The following is a 14,408-nucleotide window of genomic DNA, read 5'->3' as shown; positions in this document are numbered from 1 at the left end:
CCCTCCGGGCGCTTCCTTCGTTTCCGACTCTATCAGATCTTTCCGACCCGATTTCCTCGGTGCTTTCCGGTCCCGAATTCGATTTCCTCGGGGCCTTCCGGCGCGTCCACTACTTTAGCCGATTTCCCCTGCGGCTCATAATCGAGCCTTTAGGAACTAATTTCGGCATGCCGAAATAGGCCCCGGGGGGATTCGTCGCAGTGAAGTGGATGGCCGCTCTCGGGGCGCTTGAAGAAGCACCACCGTCTCAAGCGGCTCGGGCCACGTTACGCCTCCGTCCTGGTCGGGTCAAGTCGGCGCTTCCGGGGCGTGTGGGGACGGTACGGACTGACCGTGGGGTCCTCGGCGATCCAGAAGCGCCAGGGGTGCGCGGCTCCGTCGCCGCCGACCCCGGTGCGCGGACCGGTGCGGATCCGGGAGCGGGCGGGCGGGGTGCCGGTGAGGACGGCGAGGGGGGCGTCGGGGCCGCCACAGACGTCGGTGCCGTCGAGGGAGCCGGGGACGTCCAGAGCGGTGGCGAGGCGGGCCGGGCCCTTCGCCAGTTCGGCGTCCTTGCGGGCCGAGCGGCGGCGGGGGCGGGCCAGGGCGGCGCCGTGGAGGATCTCGCCCGCCCGGAGCAGGACGCCGCTCGCCTCGCCCTCGGGGCCGCACACCAGGTTGAGGCAGTGCCACATGCCGTAGGTGAAGTAGACGTAGGCGTGGCCGGGCGGGCCGAACATGACGGCGTTGCGGGCCGTGCGGCCGCGGAAGGCGTGCGAGCCGGGGTCGATCGCGCCGGCGTACGCCTCCACCTCGGTGAGGCGCAGCTCCAGCCGTCCCTCGTCGGTCGTACGGACGAGGGTGCGGCCGAGGAGATCCGGGGCCACCTCCAGAACGGGGCGGTCGAAGAAGCTCCGCGGGAGCGGCGTACGGTCGGGGCTCTCGCTCATGGCGTCCGAGCGTACCGGGGGACGGTTCGGAACCCGCTACGGTCGTCGCGCGTATGTAGGGGACAGGAACGAGAAGGAGTGAGTGGCATGGGATTCAAGAAACTGCTGGCGAGCCTGGGTGCCGGTGGGGCGACCGTGGAGACGGTGCTCACCGAGGAGAACGTGGTCCCGGGCGGTGTCGTCCAGGGCGAGGTCCGGATCCAGGGCGGCAGCGTCGACCAGCAGATCGAGGGCCTGTCCGTCGGTCTCCAGGCGCGCGTCGAGGTCGAGGGCGGCGACCAGGAGCACAAGCAGGACGTGGAGTTCGTGAAGGTGCGCCTCGGCGGGGCCTTCGAGGTGAAGGCCGGCGCCGTGCACGTCGTGCCGTTCGGGCTGGAGATCCCGTGGGAGACCCCGGTCAACACGATCGGCGGGCAGCGCCTGCACGGCATGGAGATCGGCGTCAGGACCGAGCTGGAGATCGCGCGCGCGGTCGACTCGGGCGACCTCGACCCGATCAACGTGCACCCGCTGCCGGCGCAGCAGGCGATCCTCGACGCCTTCATCCAGCTGGGCTTCCGCTTCAAGAGCGCGGACATGGAGCGCGGGCACATCCGCGGCACCCGTCAGCGGCTGCCCTTCTACCAGGAGATCGAGTTCTTCGCGCCGCAGCAGTACCGCGGGCTCAACCAGGTCGAGGTCAGCTTCGTCGCGGACGACCGCGAGATGGACGTCGTGCTGGAGATGGACAAGAAGCCGGGTCTCTTCACCGAGGGCAGCGACTCCTTCCGCGCGTTCAAGGTGGGCCTCGACAGCTACCAGACCACCGACTGGAACGCGTACCTGAACCAGTGGCTCGCCGAGGTCGGCGGCCGTCGCAACTGGCTGTAGTACGGAACGATCCGGAGGTTCGACATGTCCGAGGGCCAGCGGGCTCCGCTCCCCCACGCCTTCCATCCGCCGGTGGCGGAGTTCGTCGTGACCAGCGACGACGTGGCGCCCGGCGGGGTGCTGAAGGACGACCAGGTGTACGCGGAGGGCAACGTCTCCCCGCAGCTGCGCTGGGAGGGGTTCCCGGCGGGGACCAGGAGCTTCGCCGTGACCTGCTTCGATCCGGACGCGCCGACGGGCAGCGGGTTCTGGCACTGGGCGCTCTTCGACATCCCGGCGTCGGTGACCGAGCTCCCCGCCGGAGCCGGTTCGGGCTCCTTCGAGGGGCTGCCGGCCGGTGCGGTGCACGCCCGGAACGACTACGGGGCACGGGAGTTCGGCGGGGCGGCGCCGCCGCCCGGCGACCCGGCGCACCGCTACGTCTTCACGGTCTACGCGGTGGACACGGAGAGGCTGGGGCCGGACGCCGACGCCTCGCCGGCCGCCGTCGGTTTCCACCTGCGTTTCCACACGCTGGGCCGGGCCCAGCTGGTCGGTGAGTACGCGGCTCCCGCGGCGGGCTGATCGTTCGTCTGTTGTTTGCCCGCTTCTGGTCTTGGAGAGATCAGAAGCGGGCATCTTTTGTTGCGCACGAAATTGCGTTGTCCGACCCCGGCCGGCCCGGCCATCGTTTGATCCACGCCCGAGAGCCCTATGGGGGGGCCGGGCCGGCACAACGGGAGGTGGGCACAATGCGGGACACGCTGGTACTGAACGCGAGCTTCGAGCCGCTTTCGACGGTGACACTCAACCGTGCGGTGGTGCTTGTCCTGCAGGACAAGGCCGTCGTGGAGCAGTCCCACCCCGATCTGCGGGTGCGTGCCGCCGCCGTCGACCTGCCGGTGCCCCGGGTGATCAGGCTCTGCCGCTTCGTCCGGGTGCCCTTCCGAAGACAGGCACCGTGGTCGAGGAGGGGGGTGCTGGTCAGGGACCAGCACCGGTGCGCGTACTGCGGGAAGCGCGCGACGACCGTGGACCACGTGGTCCCGCGGGCGCAGGGGGGCGGGGACAGTTGGCTGAATACGGTCGCTTCCTGCGCGGAGGACAACCACCGCAAGGCGGACCGGACGCCGGAGCAGGCGGGGATGCCGCTGCTCTTCGAGCCGTTCGTGCCGACGCCGGCGGACGCGATGCTGCTGGCGATGCGGGCGGGCGAGCGGTCGGAGCTGCCGGAGTGGCTGGCTCGTAACGCCGCCTGAGCCGTACGGGACGGAGAGGGCCCGCCCCGGGTGCGGGGCGGGCCCTCCCGTCATGCCGGGGTCACTTCAGGGTGAGCTGGAGGATGGCGACGACGCCGACGGCGATGATCACTCCGCGCAGGACGGCGGGCTTGAGGCGGCGGCCGACCTTGGCGCCGATCTGGCCGCCGAGGGTGGAACCGACGGCGATGAGGAGGACGGCGGTCCAGTCGAACTCGGCGACGAAGAGGAAGAAGACGGCGGCGACGCCGTTGACGAGGGCGCCGAGGACGTTCTTGACCGCGTTGATCCGCTGGAGGCTGTCGTCGAGGAGCAGGCCCATGAGGGAGAGGTAGAGGACTCCCTGGGCGGCGCCGAAGTAACCGCCGTACATGCTGGCGAGGGTGAGGCCGACGAGGAGGGCGGGGCCGCCGTCGGGGTGGGCCTCGCTGCCGGTCCGTTCGCGGCGGCGCTGGACGGCGGCGGAGATGCGGGGCTGGAAGAGGACCAGGACCAGCGCCAGTGCGATGAGGACGGGGACGATCGCGTCGAACGCCTCGGAGGGCAGGGCGAGCAGGAGGATCGCGCCGATCAGGCCGCCGGCGAGGGCGGCGGAGCCGAGGCGGAGCACCCGGCGGGTCTGGCCCTTGAGTTCGCGGCGGTAGCCGATGGCTCCGCTGAGGGAACCGGGGACGAGCCCGAGGGCGTTGGAGACGTTCGCGGTGATCGGGGGCAGTCCGGTCGCGAGGAGGACCGGGAACGTGATGAGCGTCCCCGATCCCACGATGGTGTTGATGGCGCCGGCGCCGATGCCGGCGGCGAAGACCGCCAGCATTTCCCAGATGGACAAGGCCGTTTCCTCACATGGTCAGTGGCTCGCCTCCCCGCCCTGCGCGCGGCGAGGGTCGAGGGGCTCGCACCGATCATGCCCGGAGTTACGTGTACGTGTCAGCAATCCGTCAGTCGACGGTGGGTTCTTCTCGCCTGGCGGACGGGACGTCCTTGCCGAAGGACGGGGCGGGGGCGCCCTGGCCCATGTTGCCGAGGGCTCCGGAGAGGCCCTTGAGGGCGTCGCCGATCTCGCTGGGGACGATCCAGAGCTTGTTGGCGTCGCCCTCGGCGATCTTCGGGAGCATCTGGAGGTACTGGTACGAGAGGAGCTTCTGGTCCGGGTCGCCGGCGTGGATGGCCTCGAAGACGGTGCGGACGGCCTGGGCCTCGCCCTCGGCCCTGAGGGCCGCGGCCTGGGACTCGCCCTCGGCGCGCAGGATGGCGGACTGCTTCTCGCCCTCGGCGCGGAGGATCTCGGACTGCCGGACGCCCTCGGCCTGGAGGATGGCGGCGCGCTTGTCGCGGTCGGCGCGCATCTGCTTCTCCATCGAGTCCTGGATGGAGGTCGGCGGCTCGATGGCCTTGAGCTCGACGCGGTTGACGCGGATGCCCCACTTGCCGGTGGCCTCGTCGAGGACGCCGCGGAGGGCGGCGTTGATGTCCTCGCGGGAGGTGAGGGTCCGCTCCAGGTCCATGCCGCCGATGATGTTGCGCAGCGTGGTGACGGTGAGCTGCTCGATGGCCTGGATGTAGCTGGCGACCTCGTAGGTCGCCGCCCGCGCGTCCGTCACCTGGTAGTAGATGACGGTGTCGATGTTGACGACCAGGTTGTCCTGGGTGATCACCGGCTGGGGCGGGAAGGGGACGACCTGCTCACGCAGGTCGATGCGGTTGCGGATCGTGTCGATGAACGGGACGACGATGTTGAGGCCGGCGTTGAGGGTGCGGGTGTAGCGGCCGAAGCGCTCCACGATCGCGGCGCTGGCCTGCGGGATGACCTGGATCGTCTTGATCAGGGCGATGAAGACGAGCACCACCAGAATGATCAGGACGATGATGACTGCTGACATCGTGTTCCCCGTGCCCTTCGCTGCCGGTTGTCTGCCGGGTTTCTCTTCCGATGATCGAGTTTCCCAGACGCCTGGACGTCATGGGCGGGCTTCGGTCAGATGACGACGGCGGTCGCCCCCTCGATCTCCACCACGTCGACCTCCTCGCCCGGTTCGAAGACGCGGGTGGCGTCGAGGGAGCGGGCGGACCAGATCTCGCCGGCGAGCTTGATGCGGCCGCCTTCGGCGTCGACCCTTTCCAGGACCCGGGCCTGACGGCCCTTCAGGGCGTCGATCCCGGTGGCGTGGGCGGGCCCGCCCGCGCGGTGACGGGCGGCGATCGGCCGGACGACGGCGATGAGCGCGACCGAGACGACCACGAAGACGATCACCTGGGCGACGATCCCGAAGCCGAGGGCCGCGGTGATCGCGCCCGCGACCGCGCCCACGGCGAACATGCCGAATTCCGGCATCGCGGTCAGGACCAGGGGGATGCCGAGCCCCACCGCGCCGATCAGCCACCAGATCCATGCGTCGATGTCCACACGGTCATGGTAGGGCGGGTGGGGCCGGATGGGACAGGGCGCGGTGCGGTGCCGCGGCTGTGCGGGTCACGGCGGCCGGTCGGCCCTGCGGGGCGGGCTAGCCGAGGGGCAGGCCCTGGGCGGTCCAGCGGTCGCCGACGCGCTCGACGACGAGCGGGAGGCCGAAACAGCGGGAGAGGTTGCGGGAGTTGAGCTCGGTCTCCATGGGGCCGGCCGCGAGCACCTTGCCCTGACGGATCATCAGGACGTGGGTGAAGCCGGGGGCGATCTCCTCGACGTGGTGGGTGACCATGATCATGGAGGGGGCGTACGGGTCGCGGGCGAGGCGGCCGAGGCGGCGGACGAGGTCCTCGCGGCCGCCGAGGTCGAGGCCGGCCGCGGGCTCGTCGAGGAGGAGGAGCTCGGGGTCGGTCATCATCGCGCGGGCGATCAGGGTGCGCTTGCGCTCGCCCTCGGAGAGGGTGCCGAAGCGGCGGTCCAGGTACTCGGTCATGCCGAGGCGGTCGAGGAAGGCCTTGGCGCGGGCCTCGTCGACCGGGTCGTAGTCCTCGTGCCAGGTGGCGGTCATGCCGTACGCGGCGGTGAGGACGGTCTGGAGGACGGTCTGGCGCTTGGGGAGCTTCTCCGCCATGGCGATGCCGGCCATGCCGATGCGGGGGCGCAGTTCGAAGACGTCGACGCCGCCGAGGCGGTCGCCGAGGATGGTGGCGGTGCCGGAGGTGGGGTAGAGGTAGCTGGAGGCGAGGTTCAGCAGGGTGGTCTTGCCGGCGCCGTTCGGGCCGAGGATGACCCAGCGCTCCCCCTCCTTGACCGACCAGGAGACCTCGTCCACCAGAGCGCGTCCGTCGCGGACCACCGATACGTCCACCAGCTCCAGTACATCGCTCATGAGCGCGTTGTCTCCCCTTGCCGTCGAGTCGTGTCGGCTCGTGTCGTCGCCTTGTGCCGCGGGCGCGGCGTCCACGGGAAAACCTACGTCATCGGCGGGGCGGCCCGGTCCCTAGGGCGTCGTTCGGGTCCCTACTCTGGAGGGATGCTTTCGGAACCACGTTCAGGACGCCTGGCCGCCTGGGGCAATGCCCTGCTGGCCGGGGCGGTGTCGCCGGACGACGCGGCACTGGCGATTGTCGGGGAGGACGCGGTGCACCGCGTGGCGGGGCTGCCGGGTGAGGCGGGTCCGGTGGGACTGACGCTGGCCCTGGGGCGGCTGCGCCGGCTCGGGGTGACCGGGTGGCGGGTGGCCCTGCCCGCGCCGGGGCATCCGCTCGGGCTGAGCGGGCCGCCGGACTTCAACGCGCGCGCGTTGGAGGCGGAGGAGGCCGTGGTCGGGTACGGAGCGCCGTACGGGCTCGTGCCGGAGGTCTCCGAGGCGGGGCCGCGCGGGGACGTGCACGTCGAGGTGGTGTGGCACTGCCTGGCGGTGCGGGAGGCGCCGCCGGCGGACGTGCCGTCGCTGGGCGAGGCGGAGCGGGAGCTGGCGGAGGCGCTGCGGGACGCGACGGCGGCGCTGACGCGGCTGGACGTGGCGGCGTCGGGTCCGGCGGCGGAGGCGGCGCGGGAGGCGTACCGGGCGCGGGGGGAGGCGGGCCGCGAGGTGCTGGCCCCCGGCTACCCGCAGCGCGCGGTCCGGGTCCTGGAGCTGGCTCAGCGGATCGGTCTGATGGTCGACCTGGCGTACGGGAACGGGCACGGCGGGGCGGTGAGCGCGTCGGAGATGGCGGCGCGGGGGGCCGTGCTGGCGCCGGTGGAGCGGGTGGCGCGGCGGGCGCAGGTCGCGGCGTACAACGCGTGGGTGGAGGAGCGGGAGCGGGAACGGGGTTTCTGACCTCCGCGGTCGGCGGGGCGCTCGACCCGTGCGGGGCGGTCCTCCGGGAGGGCGTCCCGGGAAGGGGAACCTTCCGGGGTCGTCCCGGAGGGCGGTCCTCCGGGAGGGCGTCCCGGAGGGCGGGAAAAGGGGACGGCCCCCCGGAGGGTTTCCGGGGGGCCGTCGGGGTGGCGGGTCAGCCGTTGAAGGCGCCGTTGCCGAAGGCGGGGTTGAGCAGGCCGATCACGTTGACCGTGTTGCCGGAGACGTTCACGGGAACGTGGACCGGGACCTGCACCAGGTTGCCGGAGGCGACACCCGGGGAGTTGAGGGCCTTGCCGTCGGCCTCGGCGCCGTGGGCGGAGGCGACACCGGCACCGGCGGCGACGATGCCACCGGCGACCATGGTGAGGGCAGCGGCCTTCTTGAGGTTCTTCACTTGGTACTTCCTCCTGGTCATCGCTGCGGCCGGTCCGCCGCAGCACGCCCTGGAGAACGCCGCCGGCCCCGCCGGGTTGCGCCGAACGGGGGATGTGCACCCGACGGTATGACGTTCTGAACGGGCGTGCGCCCCGGCGCGTGACGGGAGCGTTTCAGGTGGTGAGGCCGTGGCGCACCGCCCAGAGCGCCGCCTGGGTGCGGTCGGCGAGGTCGAGCTTCATGAGGATGTTCGACACGTGGGTCTTCACCGTCTTCTCGGAGAGGACCAGGGCGCGGGCGATCTCCCGGTTGGAGCGCCCGTCGGCGATCAGGCCGAGGACCTCCCGCTCGCGCTCGGTGAGGGTGGTGCCCCGGCCCGTACCGCCCTGGGGGTCCTCCTGGGCGAGGAGGGCGCCGGCGACCTCGGGCTGGAGCAGGACGTGGCCGGCGTGGACCGAGCGGATGGCGCCGGCGAGGGCGTCGGGGTCGATGTCCTTGTAGACGTACCCGGAGGCGCCGGCGCGCAGGGCGGGGACGACGGTGCGCTGCTCGGTGAAGCTGGTGACGACGAGGACCTTCGCCGGGTTGTCGAGGGCGCGCAGCCGCTTGAGGGCCTCGATGCCGTCGGTGCCGGGCATCTTGACGTCCATGAGGACGACGTCGGGGCGGAGCTCCTCGGCACGGGCGACGCCCTCGGCGCCGTCGGCGGCCTCGCCCACGACCTCTATGTCGTCCTGGACCTCCAGGAAGGTGCGCAGGCCGCGGCGGACGACCTGGTGGTCGTCGACCAGGAGCACGCGGATGGGCTTGTCAGCCACCGGGGACCTCCATCTCGATCGTGGTGCCCTCGCCGGGTGCGGAGGTCACGGTGAGGGCGCCGCCGACTCCGGCGGCGCGGTCGCGCATGGACACGAGGCCCAGGTGGCGGCCGGCGCTGCGGACCGTCCCCGGGTGGAAGCCGCGGCCGTCGTCGGTGACGGTGAGCCGGGCCCCCTGGCCGCTGCGCACCAGGGTGACGGCGACGCGGGCCGCGTCGGCGTGGCGGAGCGCGTTGTGCAGCGCTTCCTGGGCGACGCGCAGGACGGCCTCCTCCTGGGCGGCGGGGAGGGCGCGGATGCCGGGGCTGTCGAAGACGACCGTGGCGGTGTGGGCGCGGTCGAGGACCTGGACCTGGGTGCGCAGGGTGTGGACGAGGCCGTCCTCGTCGAGGGCGGCGGGGCGGAGCTCCACGACGGCGGCGCGCAGCTCGTCGGCGGCCTCGGCGGCGAGCGCGGCGACCTGCTGGAGCTCGCCCTTGGCACGGGCGGGGTCGCGGTCGACGAGGGCGGCGGCGGCCTGGGCGGTGAGCCGGAGGGAGAAGAGCTTCTGGCTGACGGCGTCGTGCAGCTCGTGGGCGAGGCGGGAGCGCTCCTCGGCGATGGTGAGCTCGCGGCTGCGCTCGTACAGCCGGGCGTTGGTGAGGGCGATGGCGGCGTGCTGGGCGAGGATGCCGAGGAGCTCCTCGTCCTCGGCGGTGAAGCCGCAGCCGCCGCCGGGCCTGGGGCAGCGCTTGTTGGCGAGGAAGAGGGCGCCCAGGGTCTCGTCGCCGTCGCGGACGGGCAGGCCGAGGAAGTCGGAGAGCTCGGGGTGGGCGTCGGGCCAGCCGCCGAAGCGGGGGTCCTCGCGGACGTCGGCGAGCCGCTCGGGCTCGGCCTTGTGGAGCATCGCGGCGAGGACGCCGTGCTGCCGGGGCAGCGGGCCGATGGCCTTCCACTGCTCGTCGGTGACGCCGTCGACGACGAACTGGGCGAAGCCGCCGTGGTCGTCGGGGACGCCCAGGGCCGCGTACTCGGCGTCGAGGAGCTCGCGGGCGGAGGCCACGATCGTCTTGAGGACGTCGCGGACCTCCATCTGCCGGCTCATCGCGAGGAGTGCGGTGCTCACGGCGGCGAGGCCGGAGCTCGGTCGGTGGCTCATGGCCTCACCGTACCGGCGGGGGGTGACGGTCCGTATGGGTCCGGAGACGGCTCGGGCGCAGGTCGCGGGACCTAGGCCGAAGGGCCCCGGGGGTCCGGGCCGGGGGCGGCGGCGGGGGGTGGGGGGAGCGGGGCCGGACGGGGCCGTGACGCGCCCAGCCCGCCGGGGCCGGGCGCGTCCCGCGGGGCGAGCGAGGGGACGGACGGCGTGGTGGTGGCCGATCGTGAGGGGGGCTTCGGAGGGCTTGGGGCGGGCGCCGGCGCACGGGCCGGGCGGGCCGGGACCTGGGCGCCCGTACGGTCCCGGTGCTGGAGGCGACGGCCGCCGGGGTGCGGGCGGCGCACGGCACGCGCGTGGTGGCGGTGCCGGGGGACGTGGGGGAGGCGGTGCGCCGGCGGGCGCTGGTGGCGGCGGCCGGGGAGCCGGGCGGGCTCGACCTGCCGGTGAACGACGCGGGCGTGCCGGGCGCGGAGCCGCTGGTGCGGCCGGCGGAGAACCCGCTGGACGGGCTGCGGGCGGCGTTCGAGACGAACGTGGTGGCGGCGCTGGGGAGGCGCCGGGGATGCGGTGACGGACGCGCGCCGGGGACGGAGGGGTGGGACGGCGGGGGGCGGGGGCGGCCGGCGGGCGGTGGAGCCGCGCGCCGGACGGGGACGCCGGGCGGGAAGGGGAGCACGCGCGCGTGCATGCGTGCGGGCGGGCCCGCGGGGGCGAGGTGGGGCCGGTGGGGCGGTGAGCGGGGCCCGTGGAGGGCGGAGCGCGTACGCCGGGGTGGGGAGGGGGTACCGCCTCTGGCACGAGGGCGGGGGGCGCCCCTCTCCTCCTTCCGGTGGAGAAGCCTCACTGTGTGCATTGCGGTCGCAACGCCAGGTGAGGTCGCCCTGGATCCCGTGTGAGCCCGGGCATAGGACGCAGGTCACTTACGAAGCTGCCTAGTGGAGGGCGCGAGGCCGGTTCGGAGCGGGACGAATCGGCCCTGAAGGCATGTGTCGGGCGCGTACACGAGCCCCTGATCCACTACCCGGGATCGTACGTCACACCTTTGCCACGAGATTTTGCTGCCGCTAAGAATTGCCCCCGTCGCCGCCGAGCAGGCGCAGCCGCCCCGGCCCAGCGACCCCCAGCGATTCGAAGAGGTAGTCCTGCATGTCTCAGAACACCCCTGGCCACAGTCGTGGTCTGAAGAAGACCCACAAGGCCACGATCGCCGGTGTCGCCGCCCTGGGCGCTGCCGCCCTCACCCTCTCGCTCGTGCCGAACAACGGCTCCACGGAGACCGAGCCGCAGGCGCTGAACACGAGCCAGCGGGTGGCGTGGTCCTACGACGCGAACGCCCCGCAGGCCAAGGCGCTGGCCGCGAGCGTGGCCGACCAGCACACCACCATCGGCCTCCAGGCCAAGCTCGACGCCCAGGCGAAGGCCAAGGCGCAGGCCGCCGCGAAGGCCAAGGCCGTGAAGGCCGCGAAGGCGAAGGCCGAGGCCAAGGCGAAGGCCCAGGCCGCCGCGAAGAAGCGGGCCGCCCAGGCGAAGGCCGAGGCGAAGGCGAAGGCGGCCGCGAAGAAGCGCGCCGCGACGAAGACGGCCGCGAGCCGCTCCGTCACGCGGACGCCGGTCTTCGCGAACAACCTCGACGGCTGGATCCGCGAGGCGCTGTTCATCATGGACAAGCACGACATCCCGGGCTCGTACAACGGCCTGCACAAGAACATCATGCGCGAGTCCAGCGGCAACCCGTACGCGATCAACAACTGGGACATCAACGCCATCAACGGCGTCCCGTCCAAGGGTCTGCTCCAGGTCATCTACCCGACCTTCAAGGCGTACCACGTGAAGGGCACCAAGTTCGACCAGTACGACCCGGTCGCCAACATCGTCGCCGCCGCCAACTACGCGGCCGACCGTTACGGCTCGATCGACAACGTCAACAGCGCGTACTGAGGCGCCTCGACGGCGCCGAAGGGCGGCACCCCGTGCGGGGTGCCGCCCTTCGGCGCGTGCGTGCGGAGGCGGGCCGCTACTTGCGCATGACCTCGGGCTCGTGGCGGCGCAGCAGGCGCGCGACCAGGACGCCGAGGACGGTGGTCATGACGAGCAGGACGCCGACGTTGAAGCCCCACTGGGCGGCGCTGTGGTCCCAGAGCGGGTCCAGGTCGGTGGGGTTCTTCGGGTCCCACGGCGCCATGAGGTGCGCGAGGTCCAGCGTGGTGCCGGCGCCGGCGATGGCCCAGCGGGAGGGCATGAGCCAGGCGAACTGCTCCAGGCCCGGCGAGCCGAAGACCTTGAAGAGGATGCCGGTGAAGACGACCTGGACGATCGCGAACATGACGAGCAGCGGCATGGTCTTCTCGGCGGTCTTCACCAGCGCGGAGATGACCAGGCCGACCATCATCGAGGTGAGGCCGAGCGCGATGACGGTGAGGCAGAGCTCGACGGCCGGCGGCATGAGCAGGCCCTCGGCGGGCAGGTCGCGGGTGGCGAAGCCGATGGCGCAGAGGATGACGCCCTGGAAGGCCGTGATGACGCCGAGGACGATGACCTTGGACATCAGGTAGGCCGAGCGGGAGAGGCCGGTGGCGCGTTCCCGTTCGTAGATGACCCGTTCCTTGATCAGCTCTCGGACGGAGTTCGCGGCGCCGGAGAAGCACATGCCGACCGTGAGGATCAGCATGATGATGCCGGCGTCGCCGTTGAACCGGGACGGCGGTGTCGGCGGGGCGAGGCCGAAGTCGGAGGGGATGACGACCGAGACGAAGCCGATGACCGCCGGGAGCATCACCATGAGGGCGAGGAAGCCCTTGTCGGAGACGATCACCGAGGTGTAGCGGCGGATCAGGGTCCACAGCTGGGAGCCCCAGCCCTGCGGCTTGGGCGGGCGGGACATCGCCTGCTGCGGCATGTGGACGGGCTGGGCGGCGACGGCGTCGATGTCGGCGGCGTACAGCTGGTAGTGCTGCGAGCCCTTCCAGCGGCCGGCCCAGTCGTAGTCGCGGTAGTTCTCGAAGGCGGAGAAGACGTCGGCCCAGGAGGAGTAGCCGAAGAAGTTCAGCGCCTCGTCCGGCGGGCCGAAGTACGCCACGGAGCCGCCGGGCGCCATGACGAGGAGCTTGTCGCAGAGGGCCAGCTCGGCGACCGAGTGGGTGACGACGAGGACCGTGCGGCCGTCGTCGGCGAGGCCGCGGAGCAGCTGCATGACGTCGCGGTCCATGCCCGGGTCGAGGCCGGAGGTCGGCTCGTCCAGGAAGATCAGCGAGGGCTTGGTCAGCAGCTCCAGGGCGACCGAGACGCGCTTGCGCTGGCCGCCGGAGAGGGAGGTGACCTTCTTCTCCTTGTGGATGTCGAGCTTGAGCTCGCGCAGCACCTCGTCGATGCGGGCCTCGCGCTCGGCGGTCGCGGTGTCGCCGGGGAAGCGGAGCTTGGCGGCGTACCGGAGCGCCTTCTGGACGGTCAGCTCCTTGTGCAGGATGTCGTCCTGCGGGACCAGGCCGATGCGCTGGCGCAGTTCGGCGAACTGCTTGTAGAGGCTGCGGTTGTCGTAGAGGACGTCGCCCTCGTTGGCGGGCCGGTAGCCGGTGAGCGCCTTGAGGAGGGTCGACTTGCCGGAGCCGGAGGGACCGATGACGCCGATGAGCGACTTCTCGGGGACGCCGAAGGAGACGTCCTTGAGGATCTGCTTGCCGCCGTCGACGGTGACGGTGAGGTGGCGGGCCGAGAAGGAGACCGAGCCGGTGTCGACGAACTCTTCCAGTTGGCCGCCGACGATCCGGAAGGTGGAGTGGCCGACGCCGACGATGTCCTGCGGACCGAGGAGGGCGCTGCCGCCCTTCGGGATCGGCTGGCCGTTGACGTAGGTGCCGTTGTGCGAGCCGAGGTCGCGGATCTCCATGCGGCCGTCGGGCGTGGCGTGGAACTCGGCGTGGTGGCGCGAGACCTGGAGGTCGGAGACGACCAGTTCGTTCTCGAGCGCACGGCCGATGCGCATCACGCGCCCGAGGGCGAGCTGGTGGAAGGTGGTCGGGCTGCGGTCGGAGTAGGCCGACGACGCCCCCGCGGCGCCGTTGGTCTTCTGAGCGAGCTGCTCGACCGGACCGCCGCCCTGGTGGGGGACCTGCGGCGGGACGTGGCCGCCGTGCTGCGGGGCGGGCTGCTGCCAGCCGCCCTGCTGCGGCGGGGCGTCGTGGGTGGCCCAGTCGGCCTGCGGCCCGGCCGGCTGCTGCGCGGGCCGGACCGGGGCGGTGCCCTGCTGTCCCGCGTGGGCCGGCTGCCCGGCGTGCGCGGCCTGGCCGGCGTGCGCGGCGGAGAGGTTCAGGCGCGGGCCGTCGGTCGGGTTGCCGAGGTGGACGGCGGTCCCGGGGCCGATCTCCTGCTGCTGGAGCCGCTGCCCCGCGACGAAGGTGCCGTTGGTGGAGCCGTGGTCCTCGACGACCCAGCTCCGGCCGTTCCAGCTGATCGTGGCGTGCCGCCACGAGACCCTGGCGTCGTCGATGACCAGGTCCCCCTGGGGGTCGCGCCCCAGGGTGTAGGCCCGGGACGGCTCCAGCGTCCAGGTCCTGCCGTTGAGTTCGAGTACGAGTTCTGGCACTCCATGCCCCACTGTGTGTCCCCCGATGCGCCCCCGTCTCGGGGGCCCTAGGGATGGCGAATCATCCTGGGGAACTATTTCAGGCCGGGTCCCCGATCCGAAAGTCGGGCGGCGTGAAGACCCGAGGGAGGGTCGCCGGGCCGCTCCGGTCCCGGACTCGCCCGGCCGGGTGTCCGGTACGCGGGACGGGGCGCCCGGTGGCATCGGG

The 14,408-nt window shown here is 72.3% G+C and carries 14 protein-coding genes; 5 read left to right on the top strand and 9 right to left on the bottom strand.

Annotation, left to right across the window (positions count from 1 at the left end; genetic code table 11):
* Positions 1 to 266: 266 nt before the first annotated feature.
* Positions 267 to 929, bottom strand: a complete 663-nt coding sequence (locus IE287_RS21595; RefSeq protein WP_189850770.1) for a DNA-3-methyladenine glycosylase — start codon at positions 927 to 929, stop codon at positions 267 to 269.
* Between the two features lie 87 nt (positions 930 to 1,016).
* Between IE287_RS21595 and IE287_RS21590 the strand changes: the two genes are divergently transcribed.
* From IE287_RS21590 to IE287_RS21580, 3 genes are all read left to right on the top strand, one after another.
* Entirely contained in the window at positions 1,017 to 1,799 is a 783-nt protein-coding gene (locus IE287_RS21590; RefSeq protein WP_189850769.1) for a sporulation protein, read from the top strand.
* A 24-nt stretch (positions 1,800 to 1,823) separates the two neighbouring features.
* Positions 1,824 to 2,363: a YbhB/YbcL family Raf kinase inhibitor-like protein gene (locus tag IE287_RS21585; protein ID WP_189850768.1), complete on the top strand. Its 540-nt coding sequence runs from the start codon at positions 1,824 to 1,826 to the stop codon at positions 2,361 to 2,363.
* Positions 2,364 to 2,530: 167 nt separating this feature from the next.
* The gene (locus tag IE287_RS21580) at positions 2,531 to 3,037 is read left to right on the top strand and encodes an HNH endonuclease (RefSeq protein ID WP_189850767.1); all 507 of its coding nucleotides are present in this window, start codon (positions 2,531 to 2,533) and stop codon (positions 3,035 to 3,037) included.
* A gap of 61 nt (positions 3,038 to 3,098) precedes the next feature.
* Here the strand turns inward: IE287_RS21580 and IE287_RS21575 are convergent, their stop codons facing one another.
* The 4 genes from IE287_RS21575 to IE287_RS21560 all read right to left on the bottom strand — a co-directional run bounded on the left by IE287_RS21575 (position 3,099) and on the right by IE287_RS21560 (position 6,330).
* Entirely contained in the window at positions 3,099 to 3,866 is a 768-nt protein-coding gene (locus IE287_RS21575; RefSeq protein ID WP_189850766.1) for a sulfite exporter TauE/SafE family protein, read from the bottom strand.
* A 109-nt stretch (positions 3,867 to 3,975) separates the two neighbouring features.
* A complete protein-coding gene (locus IE287_RS21570) occupies positions 3,976 to 4,917 on the bottom strand; it encodes an SPFH domain-containing protein (RefSeq protein WP_189850765.1) in 942 nt (313 codons plus the stop codon).
* Positions 4,918 to 5,012: 95 nt separating this feature from the next.
* Entirely contained in the window at positions 5,013 to 5,441 is a 429-nt protein-coding gene (locus tag IE287_RS21565; RefSeq protein WP_189850764.1) for an NfeD family protein, read from the bottom strand.
* A gap of 97 nt (positions 5,442 to 5,538) precedes the next feature.
* Positions 5,539 to 6,330 carry an ABC transporter ATP-binding protein gene (locus IE287_RS21560; RefSeq protein ID WP_189850763.1) on the bottom strand — a complete coding sequence of 264 codons (792 nt, stop codon included), beginning with the start codon at positions 6,328 to 6,330 and terminating at the stop codon, positions 5,539 to 5,541.
* Positions 6,331 to 6,474: 144 nt separating this feature from the next.
* On the opposite strand from IE287_RS21560, the gene IE287_RS21555 reads away from it, so the two are divergent.
* Positions 6,475 to 7,266 carry an Rv1486c family protein gene (locus IE287_RS21555; RefSeq protein ID WP_189850762.1) on the top strand — a complete coding sequence of 264 codons (792 nt, stop codon included), beginning with the start codon at positions 6,475 to 6,477 and terminating at the stop codon, positions 7,264 to 7,266.
* Positions 7,267 to 7,441: 175 nt separating this feature from the next.
* Here IE287_RS21555 and IE287_RS21550 read toward each other — a convergent pair whose 3' ends face one another.
* The 3 genes from IE287_RS21550 to IE287_RS21540 form a co-directional block, all read right to left on the bottom strand.
* The gene (locus IE287_RS21550) at positions 7,442 to 7,684 is read right to left on the bottom strand and encodes a chaplin (RefSeq protein WP_031015607.1); all 243 of its coding nucleotides are present in this window, start codon (positions 7,682 to 7,684) and stop codon (positions 7,442 to 7,444) included.
* 154 nt (positions 7,685 to 7,838) lie between these two features.
* Entirely contained in the window at positions 7,839 to 8,483 is a 645-nt protein-coding gene (locus IE287_RS21545; RefSeq protein ID WP_189850761.1) for a response regulator, read from the bottom strand.
* Positions 8,476 to 9,621, bottom strand: coding sequence for a GAF domain-containing sensor histidine kinase (locus IE287_RS21540; protein WP_189850760.1), 1,146 nt, complete (start codon positions 9,619 to 9,621; stop codon positions 8,476 to 8,478). The genes IE287_RS21545 and IE287_RS21540 overlap by 8 nt, the downstream gene beginning before the upstream one ends.
* Before the next feature lie 1,146 nt (positions 9,622 to 10,767).
* Here IE287_RS21540 and IE287_RS21535 point away from each other — a divergent pair.
* Positions 10,768 to 11,559: a transglycosylase SLT domain-containing protein gene (locus tag IE287_RS21535; protein ID WP_189850759.1), complete on the top strand. Its 792-nt coding sequence runs from the start codon at positions 10,768 to 10,770 to the stop codon at positions 11,557 to 11,559.
* 76 nt (positions 11,560 to 11,635) lie between these two features.
* On the opposite strand, the gene IE287_RS21530 is transcribed toward IE287_RS21535, so the two are convergent.
* A complete protein-coding gene (locus tag IE287_RS21530; RefSeq protein ID WP_189850758.1) occupies positions 11,636 to 14,212 on the bottom strand; it encodes an FHA domain-containing protein in 2,577 nt (858 codons plus the stop codon).
* Positions 14,213 to 14,408 lie beyond the last annotated feature (196 nt).

Origin of the sequence: Streptomyces omiyaensis, from assembly GCF_014650895.1 — a bacterium.
Lineage (GTDB): Bacteria > Actinomycetota > Actinomycetes > Streptomycetales > Streptomycetaceae > Streptomyces > Streptomyces omiyaensis.
This window is presented reverse-complemented; position numbering and strand designations above follow the sequence as displayed.

What these genes read in the sequence shown, in the direction of transcription:
- IE287_RS21540 (WP_189850760.1), bottom strand. Translation starts at nt 9,621, where the DNA reads ATGAGCCACCGACCGAGCTCCGGCCTCGCCGCCGTGAGCACCGCACTC.
- IE287_RS21585 (WP_189850768.1), top strand. Translation starts at nt 1,824, where the DNA reads ATGTCCGAGGGCCAGCGGGCTCCGCTCCCCCACGCCTTCCATCCGCCG.
- IE287_RS21570 (WP_189850765.1), bottom strand. Translation starts at nt 4,917, where the DNA reads ATGTCAGCAGTCATCATCGTCCTGATCATTCTGGTGGTGCTCGTCTTC.
- IE287_RS21560 (WP_189850763.1), bottom strand. Translation starts at nt 6,330, where the DNA reads ATGAGCGATGTACTGGAGCTGGTGGACGTATCGGTGGTCCGCGACGGA.
- IE287_RS21535 (WP_189850759.1), top strand. Translation starts at nt 10,768, where the DNA reads ATGTCTCAGAACACCCCTGGCCACAGTCGTGGTCTGAAGAAGACCCAC.
- IE287_RS21555 (WP_189850762.1), top strand. Translation starts at nt 6,475, where the DNA reads ATGCTTTCGGAACCACGTTCAGGACGCCTGGCCGCCTGGGGCAATGCC.
- IE287_RS21590 (WP_189850769.1), top strand. Translation starts at nt 1,017, where the DNA reads ATGGGATTCAAGAAACTGCTGGCGAGCCTGGGTGCCGGTGGGGCGACC.
- IE287_RS21595 (WP_189850770.1), bottom strand. Translation starts at nt 929, where the DNA reads ATGAGCGAGAGCCCCGACCGTACGCCGCTCCCGCGGAGCTTCTTCGAC.
- IE287_RS21580 (WP_189850767.1), top strand. Translation starts at nt 2,531, where the DNA reads ATGCGGGACACGCTGGTACTGAACGCGAGCTTCGAGCCGCTTTCGACG.